The sequence below is a fragment of the Cryptosporangium arvum DSM 44712 genome (assembly GCF_000585375.1).
Classification (GTDB): Bacteria; Actinomycetota; Actinomycetes; order Mycobacteriales; family Cryptosporangiaceae; genus Cryptosporangium; species Cryptosporangium arvum.
The window spans coordinates 8,628,514-8,645,401 of record NZ_KK073874.1 but is presented as its reverse complement, the minus strand read 5'-3'; the positions used below and the strand labels follow the sequence as shown (position 1 = coordinate 8,645,401).

19 protein-coding genes are annotated in these 16,888 nt (G+C 69.7%); 17 read left to right on the top strand and 2 right to left on the bottom strand.

The window, feature by feature from the left end:
• The first annotated feature begins 45 nt into the window (after positions 1 to 45).
• The 17 genes from CRYAR_RS39465 (at position 46) to phoU (CRYAR_RS39385) (ending at position 15,220) form a co-directional block, all read left to right on the top strand.
• Positions 46 to 240 (top strand): Flp family type IVb pilin, encoded by a 195-nt coding sequence (locus CRYAR_RS39465; protein WP_035858462.1) that lies wholly within the window; start codon positions 46 to 48, stop codon positions 238 to 240.
• A 103-nt stretch (positions 241 to 343) separates the two neighbouring features.
• A complete protein-coding gene (locus CRYAR_RS39460) occupies positions 344 to 538 on the top strand; it encodes a Flp family type IVb pilin (RefSeq protein WP_035858460.1) in 195 nt (64 codons plus the stop codon).
• A gap of 95 nt (positions 539 to 633) precedes the next feature.
• Positions 634 to 825, top strand: coding sequence for a Flp family type IVb pilin (locus CRYAR_RS39455; RefSeq protein ID WP_035858459.1), 192 nt, complete (start codon positions 634 to 636; stop codon positions 823 to 825).
• A gap of 2 nt (positions 826 to 827) precedes the next feature.
• Complete coding sequence (locus tag CRYAR_RS44305) at positions 828 to 1,229, top strand: TadE/TadG family type IV pilus assembly protein (RefSeq protein ID WP_051571599.1); 402 nt, start codon at positions 828 to 830, stop codon at positions 1,227 to 1,229.
• Complete coding sequence (locus CRYAR_RS39445) at positions 1,217 to 2,485, top strand: pilus assembly protein TadG-related protein (RefSeq protein ID WP_035858457.1); 1,269 nt, start codon at positions 1,217 to 1,219, stop codon at positions 2,483 to 2,485. The genes CRYAR_RS44305 and CRYAR_RS39445 overlap by 13 nt, the downstream gene beginning before the upstream one ends.
• Positions 2,486 to 2,531: 46 nt before the next feature.
• On the top strand, positions 2,532 to 3,275 hold the full coding sequence (gene cpaB, locus CRYAR_RS44300; RefSeq protein WP_084701550.1) for a Flp pilus assembly protein CpaB: 744 nt from the start codon (positions 2,532 to 2,534) through the stop codon (positions 3,273 to 3,275).
• 16 nt (positions 3,276 to 3,291) lie between these two features.
• Positions 3,292 to 4,470 (top strand): CpaE/TadZ family protein, encoded by a 1,179-nt coding sequence (locus tag CRYAR_RS39435; RefSeq protein ID WP_051571595.1) that lies wholly within the window; start codon positions 3,292 to 3,294, stop codon positions 4,468 to 4,470.
• A gap of 2 nt (positions 4,471 to 4,472) precedes the next feature.
• On the top strand, positions 4,473 to 5,969 hold the full coding sequence (locus tag CRYAR_RS39430; protein WP_035858456.1) for a TadA family conjugal transfer-associated ATPase: 1,497 nt from the start codon (positions 4,473 to 4,475) through the stop codon (positions 5,967 to 5,969).
• A complete protein-coding gene (locus tag CRYAR_RS46490; RefSeq protein ID WP_051571594.1) occupies positions 5,966 to 7,888 on the top strand; it encodes a type II secretion system F family protein in 1,923 nt (640 codons plus the stop codon). Before CRYAR_RS39430 ends, CRYAR_RS46490 begins: the two co-directional genes overlap by 4 nt.
• A gap of 2 nt (positions 7,889 to 7,890) precedes the next feature.
• Complete coding sequence (locus tag CRYAR_RS39420; RefSeq protein WP_051571592.1) at positions 7,891 to 8,805, top strand: type II secretion system F family protein; 915 nt, start codon at positions 7,891 to 7,893, stop codon at positions 8,803 to 8,805.
• A complete protein-coding gene (locus CRYAR_RS39415) occupies positions 8,802 to 9,401 on the top strand; it encodes a prepilin peptidase (protein ID WP_169745148.1) in 600 nt (199 codons plus the stop codon). Before CRYAR_RS39420 ends, CRYAR_RS39415 begins: the two co-directional genes overlap by 4 nt.
• Positions 9,402 to 9,652: 251 nt before the next feature.
• Complete coding sequence (gene pstS, locus CRYAR_RS39410; protein WP_051571587.1) at positions 9,653 to 10,753, top strand: phosphate ABC transporter substrate-binding protein PstS; 1,101 nt, start codon at positions 9,653 to 9,655, stop codon at positions 10,751 to 10,753.
• A gap of 133 nt (positions 10,754 to 10,886) precedes the next feature.
• Positions 10,887 to 11,921 carry a phosphate ABC transporter permease subunit PstC gene (gene pstC / locus CRYAR_RS39405; RefSeq protein ID WP_084701546.1) on the top strand — a complete coding sequence of 345 codons (1,035 nt, stop codon included), beginning with the start codon at positions 10,887 to 10,889 and terminating at the stop codon, positions 11,919 to 11,921.
• 1 nt (position 11,922) lies between these two features.
• Positions 11,923 to 12,996: a phosphate ABC transporter permease PstA gene (pstA, locus tag CRYAR_RS39400; protein ID WP_035858454.1), complete on the top strand. Its 1,074-nt coding sequence runs from the start codon at positions 11,923 to 11,925 to the stop codon at positions 12,994 to 12,996.
• A 39-nt stretch (positions 12,997 to 13,035) separates the two neighbouring features.
• A complete protein-coding gene (gene pstB, locus CRYAR_RS39395; RefSeq protein ID WP_035858451.1) occupies positions 13,036 to 13,812 on the top strand; it encodes a phosphate ABC transporter ATP-binding protein PstB in 777 nt (258 codons plus the stop codon).
• Positions 13,813 to 13,842: 30 nt separating this feature from the next.
• Positions 13,843 to 14,487 carry a phosphate signaling complex protein PhoU gene (gene phoU / locus CRYAR_RS39390; RefSeq protein ID WP_035858449.1) on the top strand — a complete coding sequence of 215 codons (645 nt, stop codon included), beginning with the start codon at positions 13,843 to 13,845 and terminating at the stop codon, positions 14,485 to 14,487.
• Positions 14,488 to 14,539: 52 nt separating this feature from the next.
• On the top strand, positions 14,540 to 15,220 hold the full coding sequence (gene phoU, locus CRYAR_RS39385) for a phosphate signaling complex protein PhoU (protein WP_281174664.1): 681 nt from the start codon (positions 14,540 to 14,542) through the stop codon (positions 15,218 to 15,220).
• Here phoU (CRYAR_RS39385) and CRYAR_RS39380 read toward each other — a convergent pair.
• Complete coding sequence (locus CRYAR_RS39380) at positions 15,217 to 16,212, bottom strand: inorganic phosphate transporter (RefSeq protein WP_035858445.1); 996 nt, start codon at positions 16,210 to 16,212, stop codon at positions 15,217 to 15,219. The two genes, phoU (CRYAR_RS39385) and CRYAR_RS39380, sit on opposite strands and share 4 nt — an antisense overlap.
• 3 nt (positions 16,213 to 16,215) lie before the next feature.
• Entirely contained in the window at positions 16,216 to 16,842 is a 627-nt protein-coding gene (locus CRYAR_RS39375; RefSeq protein WP_035858443.1) for a DUF47 domain-containing protein, read from the bottom strand.
• Positions 16,843 to 16,888: the final 46 nt, after the last annotated feature.

Below are 16,888 nucleotides of genomic sequence, written 5' to 3'. Positions count from 1 at the left end.
GAGTAGGGCACAGGGGCAACCGAGCCCCACACCGAGGGGGCCCGAATGTTCCTGTACGCCTACACCGCAATCGCCGAGCGCGCCGTCGCGCTGAAGGCTCGTGCCAACGACCGGGGCGCCACTGCCGTCGAGTACGGCCTGCTCGCCGCGCTCATCGCCGCGGTCATCGTCGCCACCGTCGTGACGCTCGGCGGGAAGATCAACACGGCGTTCGCGACGATCTCCACCAAGCTGCCCTGACGTACTCCTCACGTCGGCGCGCCAGCTGCCGACGAACAGATTGACCGACACCGAATGCCGGTGGCCGGCCCACGGATGGACCGACCGACCTAAGCGAGGATCGATGTTCCTTTACGCCTACACCGCAATCGCCGAGCGCGCCGTCGCACTCAAGGATCGTGCCAACGACCGGGGTGCGACCGCCGTCGAGTACGGCCTCCTGGCGGCGCTGATCGCCGCCGTCATCGTCGCGACCGTCGTGACGCTCGGCGGGAAGATCAACACCGCGTTCAACACGATCTCCAGCAAGCTCCCCTGATCTCGAGCGGGGACGGCGGCCCGGCCGCCGTCCCCGATTTCGCCGTTGGCCCGGTCGGCCCACGGATGGGCAGACCGAAGACCTAGCGAGGACCGATGTTCCTGCACCTCTACACGGCAGTGGTCAGCCGTGCCTCCGCACTCCGGGCCCGATCCGACCGCGGCGCGACCGCCGTCGAGTACGGGCTCCTGGCGGCGCTGATCGCCGCCGTCATCGTCGCGACCGTCGTGACGCTCGGCGGGAAGATCAACTCCGCCTTCTCGACGGTCTCGAGCCACCTGCCCTGACCATGGGCCGGCCCACCGATCACGACGACCGCGGCGCCGCCGCGATCGAGCTCGCGATCATCCTCCCGATCCTGCTCGTGATGATCTTCGGCATCATCGACTTCGGGCGGATCATCAACACCCAGATGGCGCTCACCGAGGCCTCGCGCGAGGCCGCTCGCGCCTACGCGTTCGGCCAGACCCCGGCGAACGCACTCATCCGGGCGCAGCTGATCACCGGGGACGCCACCACGAGCGTCGACGTGTCGGTGCCCTGCCCCGCGACCGGTGCGACCGTCGCCAACACGGCCTCGGTCACGCTCAAGCAGACCTACACCTACATCACGCCGATCATGGGCCTGCTCGGCACCGCCGGATCGACCCGCACGCTCAAGTCGACCGGGGTGATGGCATGCGTCGGCTGACCCGCCGGCACTGGTGGGACCGGATCCTCGCCCGGCGTCCGTCCGGCGAGCGCGGCGCGGTCGCGATCATCGCCGCCGCCGTGATGGGCGGCGGCCTGCTGTTCGGCATGGGCGCGCTCGTCGTCGACGTCGGCAAGCTCTACGACGAGCGCGAGCAGCTGCAGAGCGGCGCCGACCTCGCGTCCTGGGCGCTCGCCAAACGGTGCGTCACGGCGGCGACCAGGGCGCAGTGCGGGGCCCAGGCCGCGCTCGCAGCCACGCTCGCCGGCAGTAACGCCAAGGATTCCGCGACGAACATCAGCTCGATCTGCGGGCGGTTCACCGGCTTGAGTGCGTGCGGAGCCCAGACCGCGAAGCTCTCGGACTGCGTGGGCTCCCCGCCGGCGACGGCCAACTACCTCCAGGTGCAGACGTCGACGAAGGAAGCCGACGGCACGACGAAGGTGCCACCGGTCTTCGCGAACCTGCTGAACAGCTCGAACACCGGCTCCTCGGTGGGCGCGTGCTCCCGCGTCGCCTGGGGTATCCCGAACACCGCCACCGTGCTCGCCGTCGGTATCGGTCGGTGCGAGTTCCTGAACATGACCAACTCCGGCCTGGTCTACAACTTGGTCAGCAGCGTCGGTGGGCTGCTCACCGGCCTCCTCGGCGACACCGGCACGGCGGTCGCCGGGCTGCTCGGCGTCACGCCGCCGGTCACCGGCGGGCAGCTGGTCTTCATCCACGACACGATCGGCAAGGTCACGACGAACCCGGCCTGCAACGCCGGGGCGCCGGCCGCGCCGCCGCCGTGGACCGGCGGTAACGGCTTCGGGTTCCTCTCCGGCGCCTACAACGACGCCAACTGCGTGCAGACCGTCGCCGTCGGGGACGTCCTCCCGGCCAGCGACCTCGGCGTCCTGGCTCCGGTGAACTGCCTGACCCCGCTGCAGAACGCGGTGACCAGCGGGGCGCCGATCCTGATCCCGATCTACGACTACCAGTGGAACCCGGTGATCAACCTCAGCGCGTACACCGTGCGGATCGCGGGGTTCGCGGCGTTCGTCGTGCGTGGTTACCAGCTGGGTCTGCTCAACGGCGTGCTGAAGACCGTCGGCTCGCTGCTCGACGTCTCCGGCGGGCCGACGTGCACGATCATCGTCGACTACTGCCTCAACGGTTACTTCACCCAGGCGATCATCCCGGCTCCGTCGGTCACCATCGGCAGCCTCGGCACCACCGACTACGGGGTCTCACTCATAACCCGCGTCGGGTAGCCGATAGGGAGCTGACCAGTAGCTCTTGAGGAATGGCCTAACCGGGATGAGACGTCGACTACTCGCGCTGGCGCTCGCGTTCGTGCTCGCGCTGCTGGGCTGCGTAGGCATCCTCGCCTACGTCGGCGGGGCGGACGAACGCGCGGTGGCCGGCAAGGAGCCGGTATCGGTGCTGGTCGCCACCGCGCTCCTCCCGGCCGGCACGACCGGCGCCGAGCTGCGCAACAGCGGCAAGGTGAAGACCGTTCAGATGCCCGCCGAGACCGTGCCGAAGGACGCGCTGGGCTCGATCCCGTCCGGCCTGGACAACCTCGCGCTCACCGCCGACGTCCAGCCGAGCCAGTTGCTGATGCGCGGCGCCCTGGGGCAGAAGCAGACCAGCACCGGCGGCCTGACGATCCCGGCCGGCAAGCTCGCGGTCAGCGTCGACATGACCGCCGCCTCCCGCGTGGCCGGGTACGTCCAGCGTGGCTCCGAGGTCGCGGTCTTCTACACCTACCAGCCGATCCCGGACTCCGAGAACGGCGCGGCGGTGTCCTCGTCCCAGCAGATCACCGCGACCCGGGTGTTGCTGTCGCGGGCGCAGGTCCTGGCGATCGGGGAGAAGAAGACCGAGACCAGTTCGAGCTCCAACACCAGCACGGTGAGCGTCACGCTCGCGGCCAGCCAGTCGGACGCGGAGCGGCTGGTTCAGGCGTCGCAGACCGGAACCCTCTCGCTGGGGCTGCTCGACGACGCGGTCACGGTCGAGCCGGGTAGCGGTGTCGACACCGAAACCCTCTTCCGGTAGGCGACAGGAGAGCCCCATGATCTACCTCGAACCTTCCGCGGAAAACATCATCGACACCCCGGCGAACATCGCCGCTGCCGGATTCACGCTGGTCAACTCCTGGAAGAAGCTCACCGGTCACCTCGAGCGCCATCCGGGGACGCTGCTGGTGGTGCTCGGCGCCGGGGTCGAGTTCGGTGCGGCCGTCGAGTTCGCCGCCTACCAGCGGGTCAAGAGCCCGGCGATGGGCGTCGTCCTGCTCCGCCGGCAGGTCACACCCCAGATGCTGGCCGACGCCATGCGCGCGGGCATCCGTGAGGTGGCCGACCTGGACGACCCGGCCGCGATCAAGGCGGCGTGCACCCGGGCCCTCGAGGTGTCCCGCGCGCTGCGCAGCGCCGTCCAGAGCAACCGCGACTCCAGTTCGGCCGAGGGCAAGGTCGTCACGATCTTCTCCGGCAAGGGCGGCTGCGGGAAGAGCACGGTCGCGACGAACCTCGCCGTGGCGCTCGCGGCCGGCGGCAGCCGCCGGGTCTGCCTGATCGACCTGGACCTGCAGTTCGGCGACGTGGCGATCATGCTGCAGCTCACGCCGGTCCGGAGCATCGCGGACGCGATCGGGATGGCCGGGCGACTCGACGAACCGGGCCTGCGCTCGCTGCTCACCCGGTACTGCCCCGGCGTGGACGTCGCCTTGGCGCCCGCCGGGCCGGCCGAGGGCGAGCACGTCACGCGTGACCTGGTCACCGAGCTCATCAACGTCGCCAAGTCGCTCTTCGACTTCGTCGTCATCGACACACCGCCGTTCTTCTCCGACCAGGTGCTCTCCGCGCTCGACGTGTCCGACCTCTACGTGCCGGTGGTCACCCCGGACCTGCCGACGCTCAAGAGCGTCCGCTTGACGCTCGACATGTTCGATGTCCTCGAGTACCCGCGGGACCGGCGCCTGGCGCTGCTCAACCGGGCGAACTCCCAGGTCGGTCTCACGATCGCGGACGTGGAGGAAGCGGTCGGCACCCCGATGGCGGTGCACATGCCGTCCTCACGTGACGTGCCGGTGTCGATCAACAAGGGCGTGCCGATCGCCCTCGACGACCCGAACAACCCCGTCAGCCAGGCGATCCGCCATCTGGCGAACCGCTGCGCCGACGTGGACGAGGGGACGACGCCGGTCGAGGTCAAGCGCCGGGTGCCGATCTTCGGCCGGAGGAGATAGCCATGGGCCTCGCCGATCGTCTCCTCGCCAAGCAGCAGAAACAGGCCGAGGCCGACCTGGACGAAGTCGAGGTCGAGCCGCCGCCCCCGCCGTCGCTCTCGGCGGAACCGGCGATGCTGCCGATCGAGAGCCGCCGGCTCGCCGCGAAGAGCAGGCGCACGACGTCGGCCGACGGGAACCGGCTCGACGCGGCCTCGCGCTACCGCGAGGCCGGGCGGCAGATGATCGACCCGATCACCGAGGTGCGGCACCGGGTCCAGCGGACGCTCGCCGAGATGCTCGGCCCGAAGCTCTACGAGCACGGCGCCGAGGATCTCGACCTGCGCGTCCGGGACACGGTCAGCGACCTGCTCGCGCGCGAAGAGACGCCGCTGACCGGCATCGACCGGGCCCGGATCATCCGAGAGGTCACCGACGAGGTGCTCGGGCACGGTCCGATCGAGCCGCTGCTGCGTGATCCGAGCGTCAGCGAGGTGATGGTCAACGGGCCGCACAAGGTCTACGTCGAGCGCCGCGGGCGGTTGGAGATCACCGACGCGGAGTTCAGCGACGAGGCGCACCTGCGCCGGGTCATCGACCGGATCGTGTCGCGCGTCGGCCGCCGGGTGGACGAGTCCAGCCCGATGGTGGACGCCCGTCTCCCCGACGGCAGCCGCGTCAACGCGATCGTCCCGCCGATCGCGTTGGACGGCTCCACGCTGACGATCCGGAAGTTCGCCGTCGACCGGCTGACGATCGACTCGCTCATCGACTTCGGGACGCTCACCCGCCAGACCGCCGACCTGCTCTCGGCCTGCGTGCGCGGCCGGCTGAACATCGTGGTCAGCGGCGGTACCGGCTCCGGTAAGACGACGATGCTCAACGTGCTCTCGAGTTTCGTGCCGCACGACGAACGAATCGTCACGGTCGAGGACGCCGCCGAGCTCCAGCTCAACCAGGACCACGTCGTGCGCCTGGAGTCCCGGCCGGCCAACGTGGAGGGACGCGGCACGGTCTCGGCCCGCGACCTGGTGAAGAACGCGCTGCGGATGCGCCCGGACCGCATCATCGTCGGTGAGGTCCGTGACGGCGCCGCGCTGGACATGCTGCAGGCGATGAACACCGGCCACGACGGTTCGCTGACCACGCTGCACTCGAACACGCCCCGGGACGCGCTCGCGCGCCTGGAGACGATGGTGCTGATGGCCGGCATGGACCTGCCGATGCGGGCCATCCGCGACCAGGTCGTCTCGGCCGTGCACCTGATCATCCAGGTCAGCCGCCTGCGTGACGGGAGCCGCAAGGTCACCCACATCACCGAGGTGGCGGGCATGGAGGGCGAGGTCGTCACGATGCAGGACCTGTTCCTGTTCGACTACAACGCCGGCACGGACGGGAAGGGCAAGTTCCTCGGCACGCTGCAGTCCACCGGTCTGCGCCCGGGGTTCATGGACGAGCTCGCCGCCCACGGCGTGAAGCTCCCACCGGACCTGTTCGCGACACCGGGGCGCGGCCGGTGAAACGGTGGCTGGCGACCACCGCGGTGATCGCTCTGCTCGGTGCCGCCACGCCGGCCGTCGCCGCTCCGTCACCGCAGCCGCTGGAGCCCATCCGCGTCGGTGGCCCCGCCCTGCAGGTCAGCGGGTTCCGGACGCTGCCGGGCGAGGTGGAGTTCGTGCTCCACCCCGACGGTTTCGCGACCACGCCGGACCTCTCCGACCCGGTCGTGACCGCGAAGGACGAGGGTGGGCTCGCCGCGACGACGGGCGAGCTCCCGGAGTCGTCCGCCGACCCCAACCGCGCCGTCGTGGTGGTGCTGCGCGCCGGCGCCGACGTCGACACGTTGCGCGCGGCGATCGCCCGGTACGCGGTGAACGCGCCCGACGGCGTCGCGATCGGGCTGGTGGCGATCGGCGAGCGCCCGGTGAACCTGATCGCGCCGACCACCGACCGGAACGACTTCCTGGCCGCGCTGGCCCGCAGCGCCGGGGCCACGTCCGGCGACCTGCCCGGGGCGGTGGCCCAAGCCGACGCGATGCTCGTCGGCGCGCCCGGCGCCGAGCAGTACCGCGACCGCCGCATCCTGGTCGTGACCAGCGGCGACGCCCCGGAGGTCGCGACCGCGGGCACCATCGGCGCCCGGATGGCGGCCGGTGGGCGGCCGCTCGACGCGGTGACGGTCGGGACGCCGCCGGAGTCGGTGACCACGCTCGTCGCCGCCACCGGCGGTTCGATCCGGACGTCCGGATCGGCGAGCGGCGTCCGGGGTGCGCTCGACCGGGCCTCGGCTGAGCTCGCCGCCGCCGTGCTGGTGCGTGCGGCCGTGCCGTACACGTTGTCCGGGCGCACCGCCGAGCTGAGCGTCACCGGGGGAAACCTCACGACCAAGGCCACGCCGGTGAAGTTCGCGGTCGACCCGGACGCGATCGGCGCCGCCCCGGTCCCGGCGTCGGCGACCGGCGGGTCGATCTGGAGCCTGCTCGTCGGTCTGACCGCGGTGAGCGCGCTCCTGGTCTGGTTCGCGGTCCGGGTGCTCGCGCCCGCGCTGGCCGGCAACGAGGGCCGCCGTGCGATGGCCCGGCTCCAGCGGATCCTAGAACACCCACGTGGCGGCAAACGCCGGTCGCGCTTCTCGGTCGTGACGCTCTCGGGCCAGGCGGCGGACGCCGTCAGCAAGGTGCTCACCAACCCGGCGCGGCGGGCGAAGATCGAGCTCTCGCTCGAGCGTGCGGGCAGCTCGATGACGCCGGACCAGTGGGTCGCGCTCCGGATCGCGATCTGCGTCGGGCTGGTCGTCGTGCTGGCGCTGATGTTCGGGCTGCTCCCCGGCCTCCTGCTCGGCCTCGTCGGTGGGGTGCTCGGCACCCGCACCTGGCTGCGGTTCCGCGCGGCCCGGCGTGCTCGCGCGTTCGCCGAACAGCTCCCGGACTCGCTGCGCATCGTCGTCGGTTCGCTGCGCTCGGGCTTCTCGCTGCACCAGGCGATCGACTCGGTGGCCACGGAGGGCGACGGCCCGGTGGCGGCGGAGTTCCGGCGTGCGCTGGCCGAGATCCGGCTCGGCGGCGACCTCGAGGAAGCTCTGGAACGGGTCGCCGAGCGGAACAACAGCCGGGACATCACCTGGCTGGTCATGGCGCTGCGGATCCAGAGCGACGTCGGCGGTTCGCTGGCGGAGGTCGTGGAGACGACGGTGGAGACGATGCGTGAGCGCGGCCGCCTCGAACGGCACGTCAGGGCGCTCTCGGCCGAGGGACGGCTGTCCGGCAACCTCCTGCTCGCCCTGCCGATCGGTGTCGGCGGATTCCTGTTCCTCATCCGCCGTGAATACGTGCGACCGCTCTACACGACGACGGTCGGAATCATCATCCTGGCGTCCGCGGCCCTGCTCATGGTCGTCGGAGCGGCGTGGATCCGGAAGCTGGTCAAGGTGGAGGTGTAGCGGTGACCTTCGTCCTGCTGGTTTCGCTCGCCGCGGTGATGGCCGCGGTGATGGTAATGGCCTGGTCGTTGACCGTCACGCTGCGGCCGGGCGAGAAGCTGCTCCGCTCGCTCGAGGCGTTCGAGATGGTGCGCCGCGGTGCGGTGCCGGTCGCGCAGCGGTCGCTGGCCGAACGGATCCGGATCGTCGCGCGCCGGCAGTGCGGCATCCTCGGCAAGGCCCTCATGCTGCCGAACTCCGAGGCCAGGCTGAGCAAGCAGCTCTCGTACGCCGGTAACCCGCTGGACTGGCCGATGGACCGGGTGATCGCGGCGAAGGGCGCCGTGGCGATCGTCGGGCTGTTCCTGGGGCCGTTCTTCGGCAACGCGTTCGGCGGCGGCAGCGGGGCGGTCCTCGGGTTGATCCTCGGCCCGATCGGCGGTTTCCTGCTGCCGAATCTGCTCGTTTACAACGCCGGGACGAAGCACCAGGCGAACCTGCAGAACACGCTCACCGACGTGCTCGACACGATGGTGATCAGCGTCGAGGCCGGCCTCGGGTTCGACGCCGCGCTGGCCCAGGTCGCCGCGAACGGGCGGGGGCCGTTCGTCCGCGAGATCGTGCGCGTGCTGCAGGAGCTGCAGCTGGGGCGCTCGCGGTCGGAGGCGCTCCGCGCGATGGCGGCACGCACGACGGTGGTGGAGATCCACACGTTCGTCCGCGCGGTCGTGCAGGCCACCGACCGGGGTATCCCGATCGCCGGGGTGCTGCGTGAACAGGCGCACGAGATGCGCTTGCAGCGACGTCAGCGGGCGGAGGAAGCAGCCCAGAAGGTGCCGGTCAAGATCCTGCTCCCGGTGATCTTCTGCCTGTTCCCGGCCCTGTTCATGGTCGTCATGGGGCCGGCAGTGGTGAGGATCGCCAACATTCAGTGGTGATCGTCGCCGCCGTCGTCGGGCTCGGGTGCGGTCCGCTGCTCCGGGCGGGGATCGCCCGCTACGCGGTGCGGCCCCGGTTCGGCGTGGTCGAGGTGGCGGCGGCGCTCGGGCTGGTGCTCGTCGCCTGGGGGCTCGCACGGGCCTCGATCTGGGTGCAGCTCGCCGCGTCCTGGCTGGTGTTGTGCGGCGTCGTGCTGGCCTTCGTCGACGTTGCGGTGCAGCGGTTGCCGAACCCGTGGACCGGTGCCGCGGCCGCGGGGGTGTTCGTGCTGCTCGCGGCCGAGGGGGAGCCGGCCCGGCTCGGTCGCGCGGTGCTCTGCGGTCTCGCGGCCGCCGCCTGGTACCTCGTGCTGGCGTTCGTGATGCCGGCCGGAATGGGGCTCGGTGACGTGAAGCTCGCGTTCCCCCTCGGGCTCGCGCTCGGCTGGTGGGGCGGCGTCGTGGCGCTGCTGGGGGTGGCTTCGGGCTTCCTGCTGCACGGCCTGCTGACGATTGTGCTGCTCGTCACCAAGCGGATCGGGCGCCGCGGACAGCTGCCGCACGGACCGGCGATGCTCGTCGGAGCGGTGACGACACTAGCCCTTTTGGGCGGTTGAGCGCCCTTTAGTGCAAGTTACAGAGTGTCACTAAAGTCCGGCTGATGCGGGATCGTGATCGCGGGGCGTGATCTCGTTCACCCAATGGCCACCCACCTGTGCAGAGACGGTTTATCCGGCAACTTGCGGTGTTCACCGTCCGTTCATTTGGCCCCGGGGAGCGCGTCACTTTCGCTACCTAGCGTTCCGAACGACCGGCGAGGTAGCCGGCCCCAGAGGTCTGGGTCTGTACCCCTCGGAGGGACTTGAACGTGAAGCTGTACCGCACTGGCGCCTTCGCCGGGATCGCGCTGGCCAGCCTGCTCGCTGTTTCCGCTTGTGGATCGGACAACGTCGACTCGGCGAGCTCCGACTCCAGCGGGGGCAGCAGCAAGAACCCGAACTGCGCCGAGGGTCAGATCTCGGCCTCCGGGTCTTCGGCCCAGAAGACGGCCATGAACGCCTGGACGACGGCGTACGCCAAGGACTGCGGCGCGCAGATCAACTACGCCGCCACCGGGTCGGGCGCCGGTGTCACCGACTTCAACTCGGGCAAGGTCGCGTTCGCCGGGTCGGACTCGTCGCTCAAGGACGACGAGCAGACCGCGGGCGACACCCGCTGCAAGACCGGCAAGGCCATCAACATCCCGGGCATCGCCACTGCCGTCGCCATCGTGTTCAACGTGAACGGTGTCGACAAGTTGGCGCTCGACCCGAGCACGATCTCGAAGATCTTCCAGGGTCAGATCACCAAGTGGAACGACCCGGCGATCGCCAAGACCAACTCGGGCGCGACGCTGCCGGCGACCGCGATCTCCGTCGTCTTCCGGTCGAAGGACTCGGGCACCACCGACAACTTCACCAAGTTCCTCGACGCGCAGACGCCGGAGACCTGGAAGCTCGGCACCGGTAAGGGCTGGAAGGGCAAGACCGGCACCGGTGCGCCCGACTCGGCCGGCGTCGTCTCGGCCGTGACCGGCAAGGACGGCTCGATCGCCTACGTCGACGCCCCCGACGCCAAGAAGAACAACCTGAAGTCGGCCGGGATCGACACCGGCAACGGCGCGGTCGAGATCTCCGACGACACCGTCGGCAAGGCCATCGCCGCGGCCGAGCAGGACTTCGACGGCAACAACCTGAAGCTGAAGCTGAACTACGGCCTCAAGGAGGCCGGTGCTTACCCGGCCGTGCTGGTGACCTACGAGATCACCTGCGAGAAGGGCCTCACTTCGGACCAGGTCGCGCTGACCAAGGGCTTCCTGGGCTACGTGCTCAGCGACGCCGGTCAGACCGCTGCCGCCGACGCCGGTTACTCGAAGCTGCCGGCCGAGCTGCTGACCAAGGCGCAGGCTGCCGCCGCCGCCATCGCCTGACCAGCTAGTTCGCACGAGTAGTCCGTCGGTCTGGGCCGGGTGAGGACACCAATGTCCACGCCCGGCCCGGGCGCGTGCAGACCTTCTCCCGCCCGGGCCTCCGGTGCCCCGCACGAGTCAGAGGAAGTTCGTCATGGCTGACCCCTCCACGAAACCAGCCACCGCCACTGCCACCACTCCCGCTCCGCCGGGGAGCCGGCCGTCCACCCCGGGCAGGTCCGGCCTGAGCGGGCAGAAGTCCACCCGGGGTGGCGACGCGGTCTTCAAGTTCATCTCGACGGGCGCCGGGGCCGTCCTGCTCGCGATCATGGCCGCGATCGCGGTCTTCCTGATCTACAAGTCGATCGACGCCTTCACCAACAACGACGGCAACTTCTTCACGACGCAGGAGTGGAACCCCGACCCGGCCACGCAGGGCGGCCCGTCGGTCTTCGGTATCGCGGCGCTGACGTTCCACACCGTCGTCACCGGTCTGATCGCGATGATCATCGCGGTCCCGGTCGCGGTCGGCATCGCGCTGTTCATCACGTTCTACGCGCCGCGCCGCCTCTCGCAGGGGCTGGCCTACCTGGTCGACCTGCTCGCCGCGGTGCCGTCGGTCGTCTACGGCCTCTGGGGTCTGTTCCTCCTGGTGCCGAACATGACCGGTCTGACGCTCTTCCTCGACAAGTACCTCGGCTGGATCCCGCTGTTCGCGTACCGCCCGGACGACATCCCCGGTAACCGGTCCGACTTCACCGTCGGCATCGTGCTCGCGGTCATGATCCTGCCGATCGTCGCCGCGATCACCCGTGAGGTGTTCCGCCAGGTTCCGCCGGCCAACGTGGAGGGTGCGCTGGCCCTGGGGGCGACCCGCTGGGAGATGATCCGGCTCTCGGTGCTGCCGTTCGGCCGCGCCGGCATGGTCTCGGCCGCGATCCTCGGCCTGGGCCGCGCGCTCGGCGAGACGCTCGCGGTCACGATCATCCTGGCCAGCGCCTACAACGTGAGCATCCACATCACCGAGAACGGCGGCGTCACGTTCGCCTCGAACATCGCGAACAAGTACGACGAGGCCGGAACGATCGGAACCAGCGCGCTCATCGCCTCCGGTCTCTGCCTGTTCGTCATCACGCTCGTCGTCAACTCGCTGTCGCAGCTGATCGTGCGCCGCAAGAAGGTGTCCTGACATGGCTACTCTCCAGGCTTCCCCGTCCGACGTCGCGAGCAATCTGCGCGGGCAGAAGCTCCCCAACTGGGCGCCCTGGGCGATCGGCGTCGGCTCGATCGTCGTCAGCGGGCTGATCTTCGGCCTGACCGGTGACAGCTTCAACAAGGCGCGGTTCGCCGTGCTCGCCGCGCTGCTGTTCATCGTGCTGCTCACCAGCGCCAGCTTCGCGGTCGAAGGCCGCAGGCAGGCCGTCGACCGGCTGTTCACGACGTTCGTCTACTCGGCGTTCGTGCTCGCGATCGCGCCGCTGTTCTCGATCATCTACTACACGCTGTCGCAGGGTCTCGGCGTCATCGACGGTGGCTTCCTGACCCACTCGATGTTCACGATCTCCGAGGACAGCTTCGGCGGCGGTGCGTACCACGCGATCGTCGGCACGCTCATCGTCACCGCGATCGCGGCCGTCTTCGCCGTGCCGATCGGTGTGCTGACCGCGGTCTACCTGGTCGAGTACGGCGAGGGGAAGCGGTTCGCCAAGGCCGTCAGCTTCTTCGTCGACGTCATGACCGGTATCCCGTCGATCGTCGCGGGTCTGTTCATCTTCACGTTCTGGCTGCTCACGCTCGGCTTCCAGAAGTCCGGTTTCGCCGGCGCGCTCTCGCTGGTGATCCTGATGCTGCCGGTCATCGTCCGCTCGACGGAGGAGATCCTGCGGCTGGTACCGCACGAGCTGCGCGAGGCGTCCTACGCACTCGGCGTTCCGAAGTGGAAGACGATCGTCAAGATCGTCCTGCCGACCGCGTTCAGCGGCATCGTCACCGGCGTCATGCTGGCGATCGCCCGCGCGATGGGTGAGACCGCGCCGCTGCTGCTGCTCGTCGGTGTCCAGGCCAAGATCAACATGGACCCGTTCAACGACCCGATCTCGACGCTGCCGACGTTCATCTACTCGCAGCTCGGCTCCGCGGCCGGTAACCCCGACGCTCCCGGCACCGCGCGTGCGTGGGGCGCGGCCGTCACGCTCATCGCGATCATCATGCTCTTCAACCTGCTCGCCCGGTTCGTCGGGCGGTTCACCCGGGCCCGCGGCTGAGTCCCGCACCAATCCCCTCATCTTCGAAAGGCGTGAACCATGTCCAAGGGACTCGAAGTCAAGGACCTGAACATCTACTACGGCAGCTTCCTCGCGGTCGAGGGAGTGTCGATGTCGATCGAGCCGCGGTCGGTCACCGCGTTCATCGGCCCGTCCGGCTGCGGTAAGTCCACCGTGCTCCGCACGCTCAACCGCATGCACGAGGTCATCCCGGGTGCGCGCGTCGAGGGCAAGGTGCTGCTCGAGGGCGAGGACATCTACGGCAACTCGGTCGACCCGGTGAACGTCCGCCGCACGATCGGCATGGTGTTCCAGCGCCCGAACCCGTTCCCGACGATGTCGATCTACGACAACGTCATCGCCGGTCTGAAGCTCCAGGGCCGGCAGAAGAAGAGCACGCTCGACGAGACCGTCGAGCGTTCGCTCCAGGGCGCGAACCTCTGGAACGAGGTCAAGGACCGGCTCAAGAAGCCCGGCTCCGGCCTCTCCGGTGGTCAGCAGCAGCGCCTGTGCATCGCCCGCGCGATCGCGGTCGAGCCCGACGTCCTGCTGATGGACGAGCCGTGCTCGGCGCTGGACCCGATCTCGACGCTCGCCATCGAGGACCTGATCCAGCAGCTCAAGACCGAGTACACGATCGTGATCGTCACCCACAACATGCAGCAGGCCGCGCGGGTGAGCGAGCGCACCGGGTTCTTCAACCTCTCGGCCGTCGGCAAGCCCGGCAAGCTCGTCGAGATGGACGACACCCAGAAGATCTTCACCAACCCGACCGACAAGCGCACCGAGGACTACATCACCGGCCGCTTCGGCTGACCGTCCCCCCTCTTTCAACAGGAGACCCCCGTGCGGGATGAATTCCGTCGTGCGCTCGCGACGGCCGAGGACACCCTGGCCGAACTGGCCGACCTCGCCGCGGACGCGATCGCCCAGGCGACCGTGGCGCTGCTCGACGCGGACAAGGATGCCGCGGAGAACTCGCTGCAGCAGAACCAGACGCTGCGGACGCGCCTGACCGAGCTCGAGAACAACGCCTACAACCTGCTGGCGCTCCAGGCGCCGGTGGCCTCGGACCTCCGGGTCCTGGTCACGGTGGTCCGGCTGGGCGCCGACGTCGAGCGGATGGGCTCGCTCGCGGCCCACATCGCCGAGACCGCGAAGCGCGGCAGCGTGATTCCGGAGCCGCTGACGCCGATCTTCCGGCAGATGGGCGAGGTCGCCCAGCAGATGGCGATCGACGCCGGCGCCGCGCTGCGCTCGCGGGACACCGCGGACGCGGCCCGCCTCGATGACGACGACGACACCGTCGACCGGCTCCGGCTGGAGCTGTTCGGCCAGATCGCCGGCGAGTGGCCGTACGGTGCCGAGACCGCTGCCGACGTGGCGCTGGCCGGCCGGTACTACGAGCGGTTCGCCGACCACGCGGTCGCCATCGCCGACGCGGTGGTGTACCTGGTCACCGGTGTGTACACCGAGGCGGACGCGGAGTAGTTCCCGTCCCGGGCCCGGTCCGCCCAGCTGGTTCGGCGGGCCGGGCCCGGGTATGTTCGCCGGACCTGGGGCGAGGGGTAGCGGGGTGCGCGAGGGATTTCACGGCCAGCTGACGGCGATTCGCGGTGCGCTGGCCGACATGACCGACACCGCGGCGACCGCGATGGAGCGGGCCACCGTCGCGCTGCTCGGTGCCGACCTGGCGGTCGCCGAGGGCGTGAGCGAACAGGCCACTCGGCTCGACGCGGCCCGGCGGGTGGTCGAGGACCAGACGTACGAGGTGCTCGCACTGCAGCAGCCGGTCGCCAGCGATCTGCGGACGATGGTCATGGCGATCAAGGTCGGCGGGGACATCCATCGCATGGGGACGCTGGCCCAGCACGTCGCGAAGGTCGCGGTGCGGCGCCACCCGGGGTACGCCGTGCCGGACGAGCTGTTCCCGCTGATCCGGAAGATGGGCGACGTCGCCGTCCGGATGGCCCAGAGCGCAGGCGCCGTGCTGCACTCCACCGACGCCGCGGACGCCGGGCGCCTCGCGATCGACGACGACGCGATGGACGGCCTGCGCCGGGCGTTGTTCCGCACGTTGCTCGATAGCTGGCCGTACGGCGTCGAGTCGGCGATCGACATGGCGCTGCTCGGCCGCTACTACGAGCGGTTCGCCGACCACGCGGTCGCGATCGCCGACGGCGTCGTCTACCTGGTCACCGGAGAGCTCCCGAAGGAGCTCTAGAACATGATCGCGTGGAGCACCGACTCCAGCGCGGCGGCCACCAGCGCGGCGGCCGGGATCGTGAGCACCCAGGCCGTGACGATGTTCGTGGCCACGCCCCAGCGCACCGCGGAGAGCCGCTTCGTCGCGCCGACGCCCATCACCGACGACGTGATCGTGTGCGTCGTCGAGATCGGCACGTGGAACACGTAGGCGGTCGTGTAGAGCACCGCGGCGGCCGCGGTCTCGGCCGCGAACCCGCGCGGCGGGTCGAGGTGGATGATCCGTCGCCCGAGCGTGCGCATGATCCGCCAGCCGCCGGCGTACGTTCCGGCCGCGAGCGCCAGCGCCACCGCCAGGATCACCCACAGCGGCACGTCGAAGCCGGTGTGGTACCCGCCGACGACGAGCGCCAGCACGATCACGCCCATCGTCTTCTGGGCGTCCTGCAGGCCGTGCCCGAGCGCCATCGCCGCGGCCGACGCGGTCTGCGCGTACCGGAACCCGCGGCTCATCTTCGCCGGGTGCGCGCGGCGGAACGCCCAGAGGATCGCGAGCATCAGCAGGTAGCCGAGGCCGAACCCGACGATCGGCGAGAGCACCATCGGGATGACGACCTTGTCGACGACGCCGGCCCACTTGACGATCGCGTCGGACGAGAGGGCCGCCCCGACCAGACCGCCGATCAGCGCGTGCGAGGACGACGAGGGCAACCCGAAGTACCAGGTGATGAGGTTCCAGACGATCGCGCCGAACAACGCGCAGAAGACCAGCAGCAGGCCCTCACCGCCGTTCGGCGCGGAGACGATGCCCTCGCCGACGGTCTTCGCGACGTCGGTGCCGAGCAACGCACCGGCCAGGTTGGCGACCGCGGCCAGGATCAGGGCGGCGCGCGGGGTCAGGGCCCGGGTGGAGACCGACGTGGCGATCGCGTTCGCCGCGTCGTGGAAGCCGTTGGTGTAGTCGAACGCCAGCGCGATGACGATGATCGCGATGACCGGGAGGAGTTCCACCGGTCAGGACTCCTTGACCGCGATCGTCTCGACCGTGTTCGCGACGTGCTCGAACGCGTCGGCGGCCGCCTCGAGCTCGTCGGCGACCTCCTTGAGCTTCATCACCGTCAACGTGTCGTACTCGCCGCTGAACAGCCGGACCAGCAGCATCCGGTAGGCGTGGTCGCCCTCGTTCTCGATCTGGTTGGCCTCGATCCAGTACGCCTCGAGGTCCTTGAGCGACTGCAGGCGCGGCATCGCCGACGCGGTGAGCTTCGCCGCCCGGCTGAGCGTGTCGATCAGCTCGTGCATCTCCCGGGGCAGCGCGGGGAGCGTCGACAACCCGTACAGGTAGATGAGGTTGCCCGCGGCCTCCATGTGGTCCATGACGTCGTCGAGCAGCGAGCCCAGCTGGTAGATGTCCTCGCGGTCGAACGGCGTCACGAACGTGCTGTTCAGCTTGCGCAGCAGAGCGTGCGTAACCTCGTCGTTGGCGTGCTCGACGTCCTTCATCCGATCGGAGATCGATTGGAAGTCGGGTGTGGGCAGGCTGAGCTCTTCGAGGATCTCCGCGCCCTTCACCAGATTGTCGGCAGCCTGGCTGAAGAAATCGTAGAACGCGGTCTCGGTGGGGCGGAGCCGGAAGCGCACGTGAACCCCTGGTGACGTCGAGGTGTCGGAAACTTGTACTGCGTGA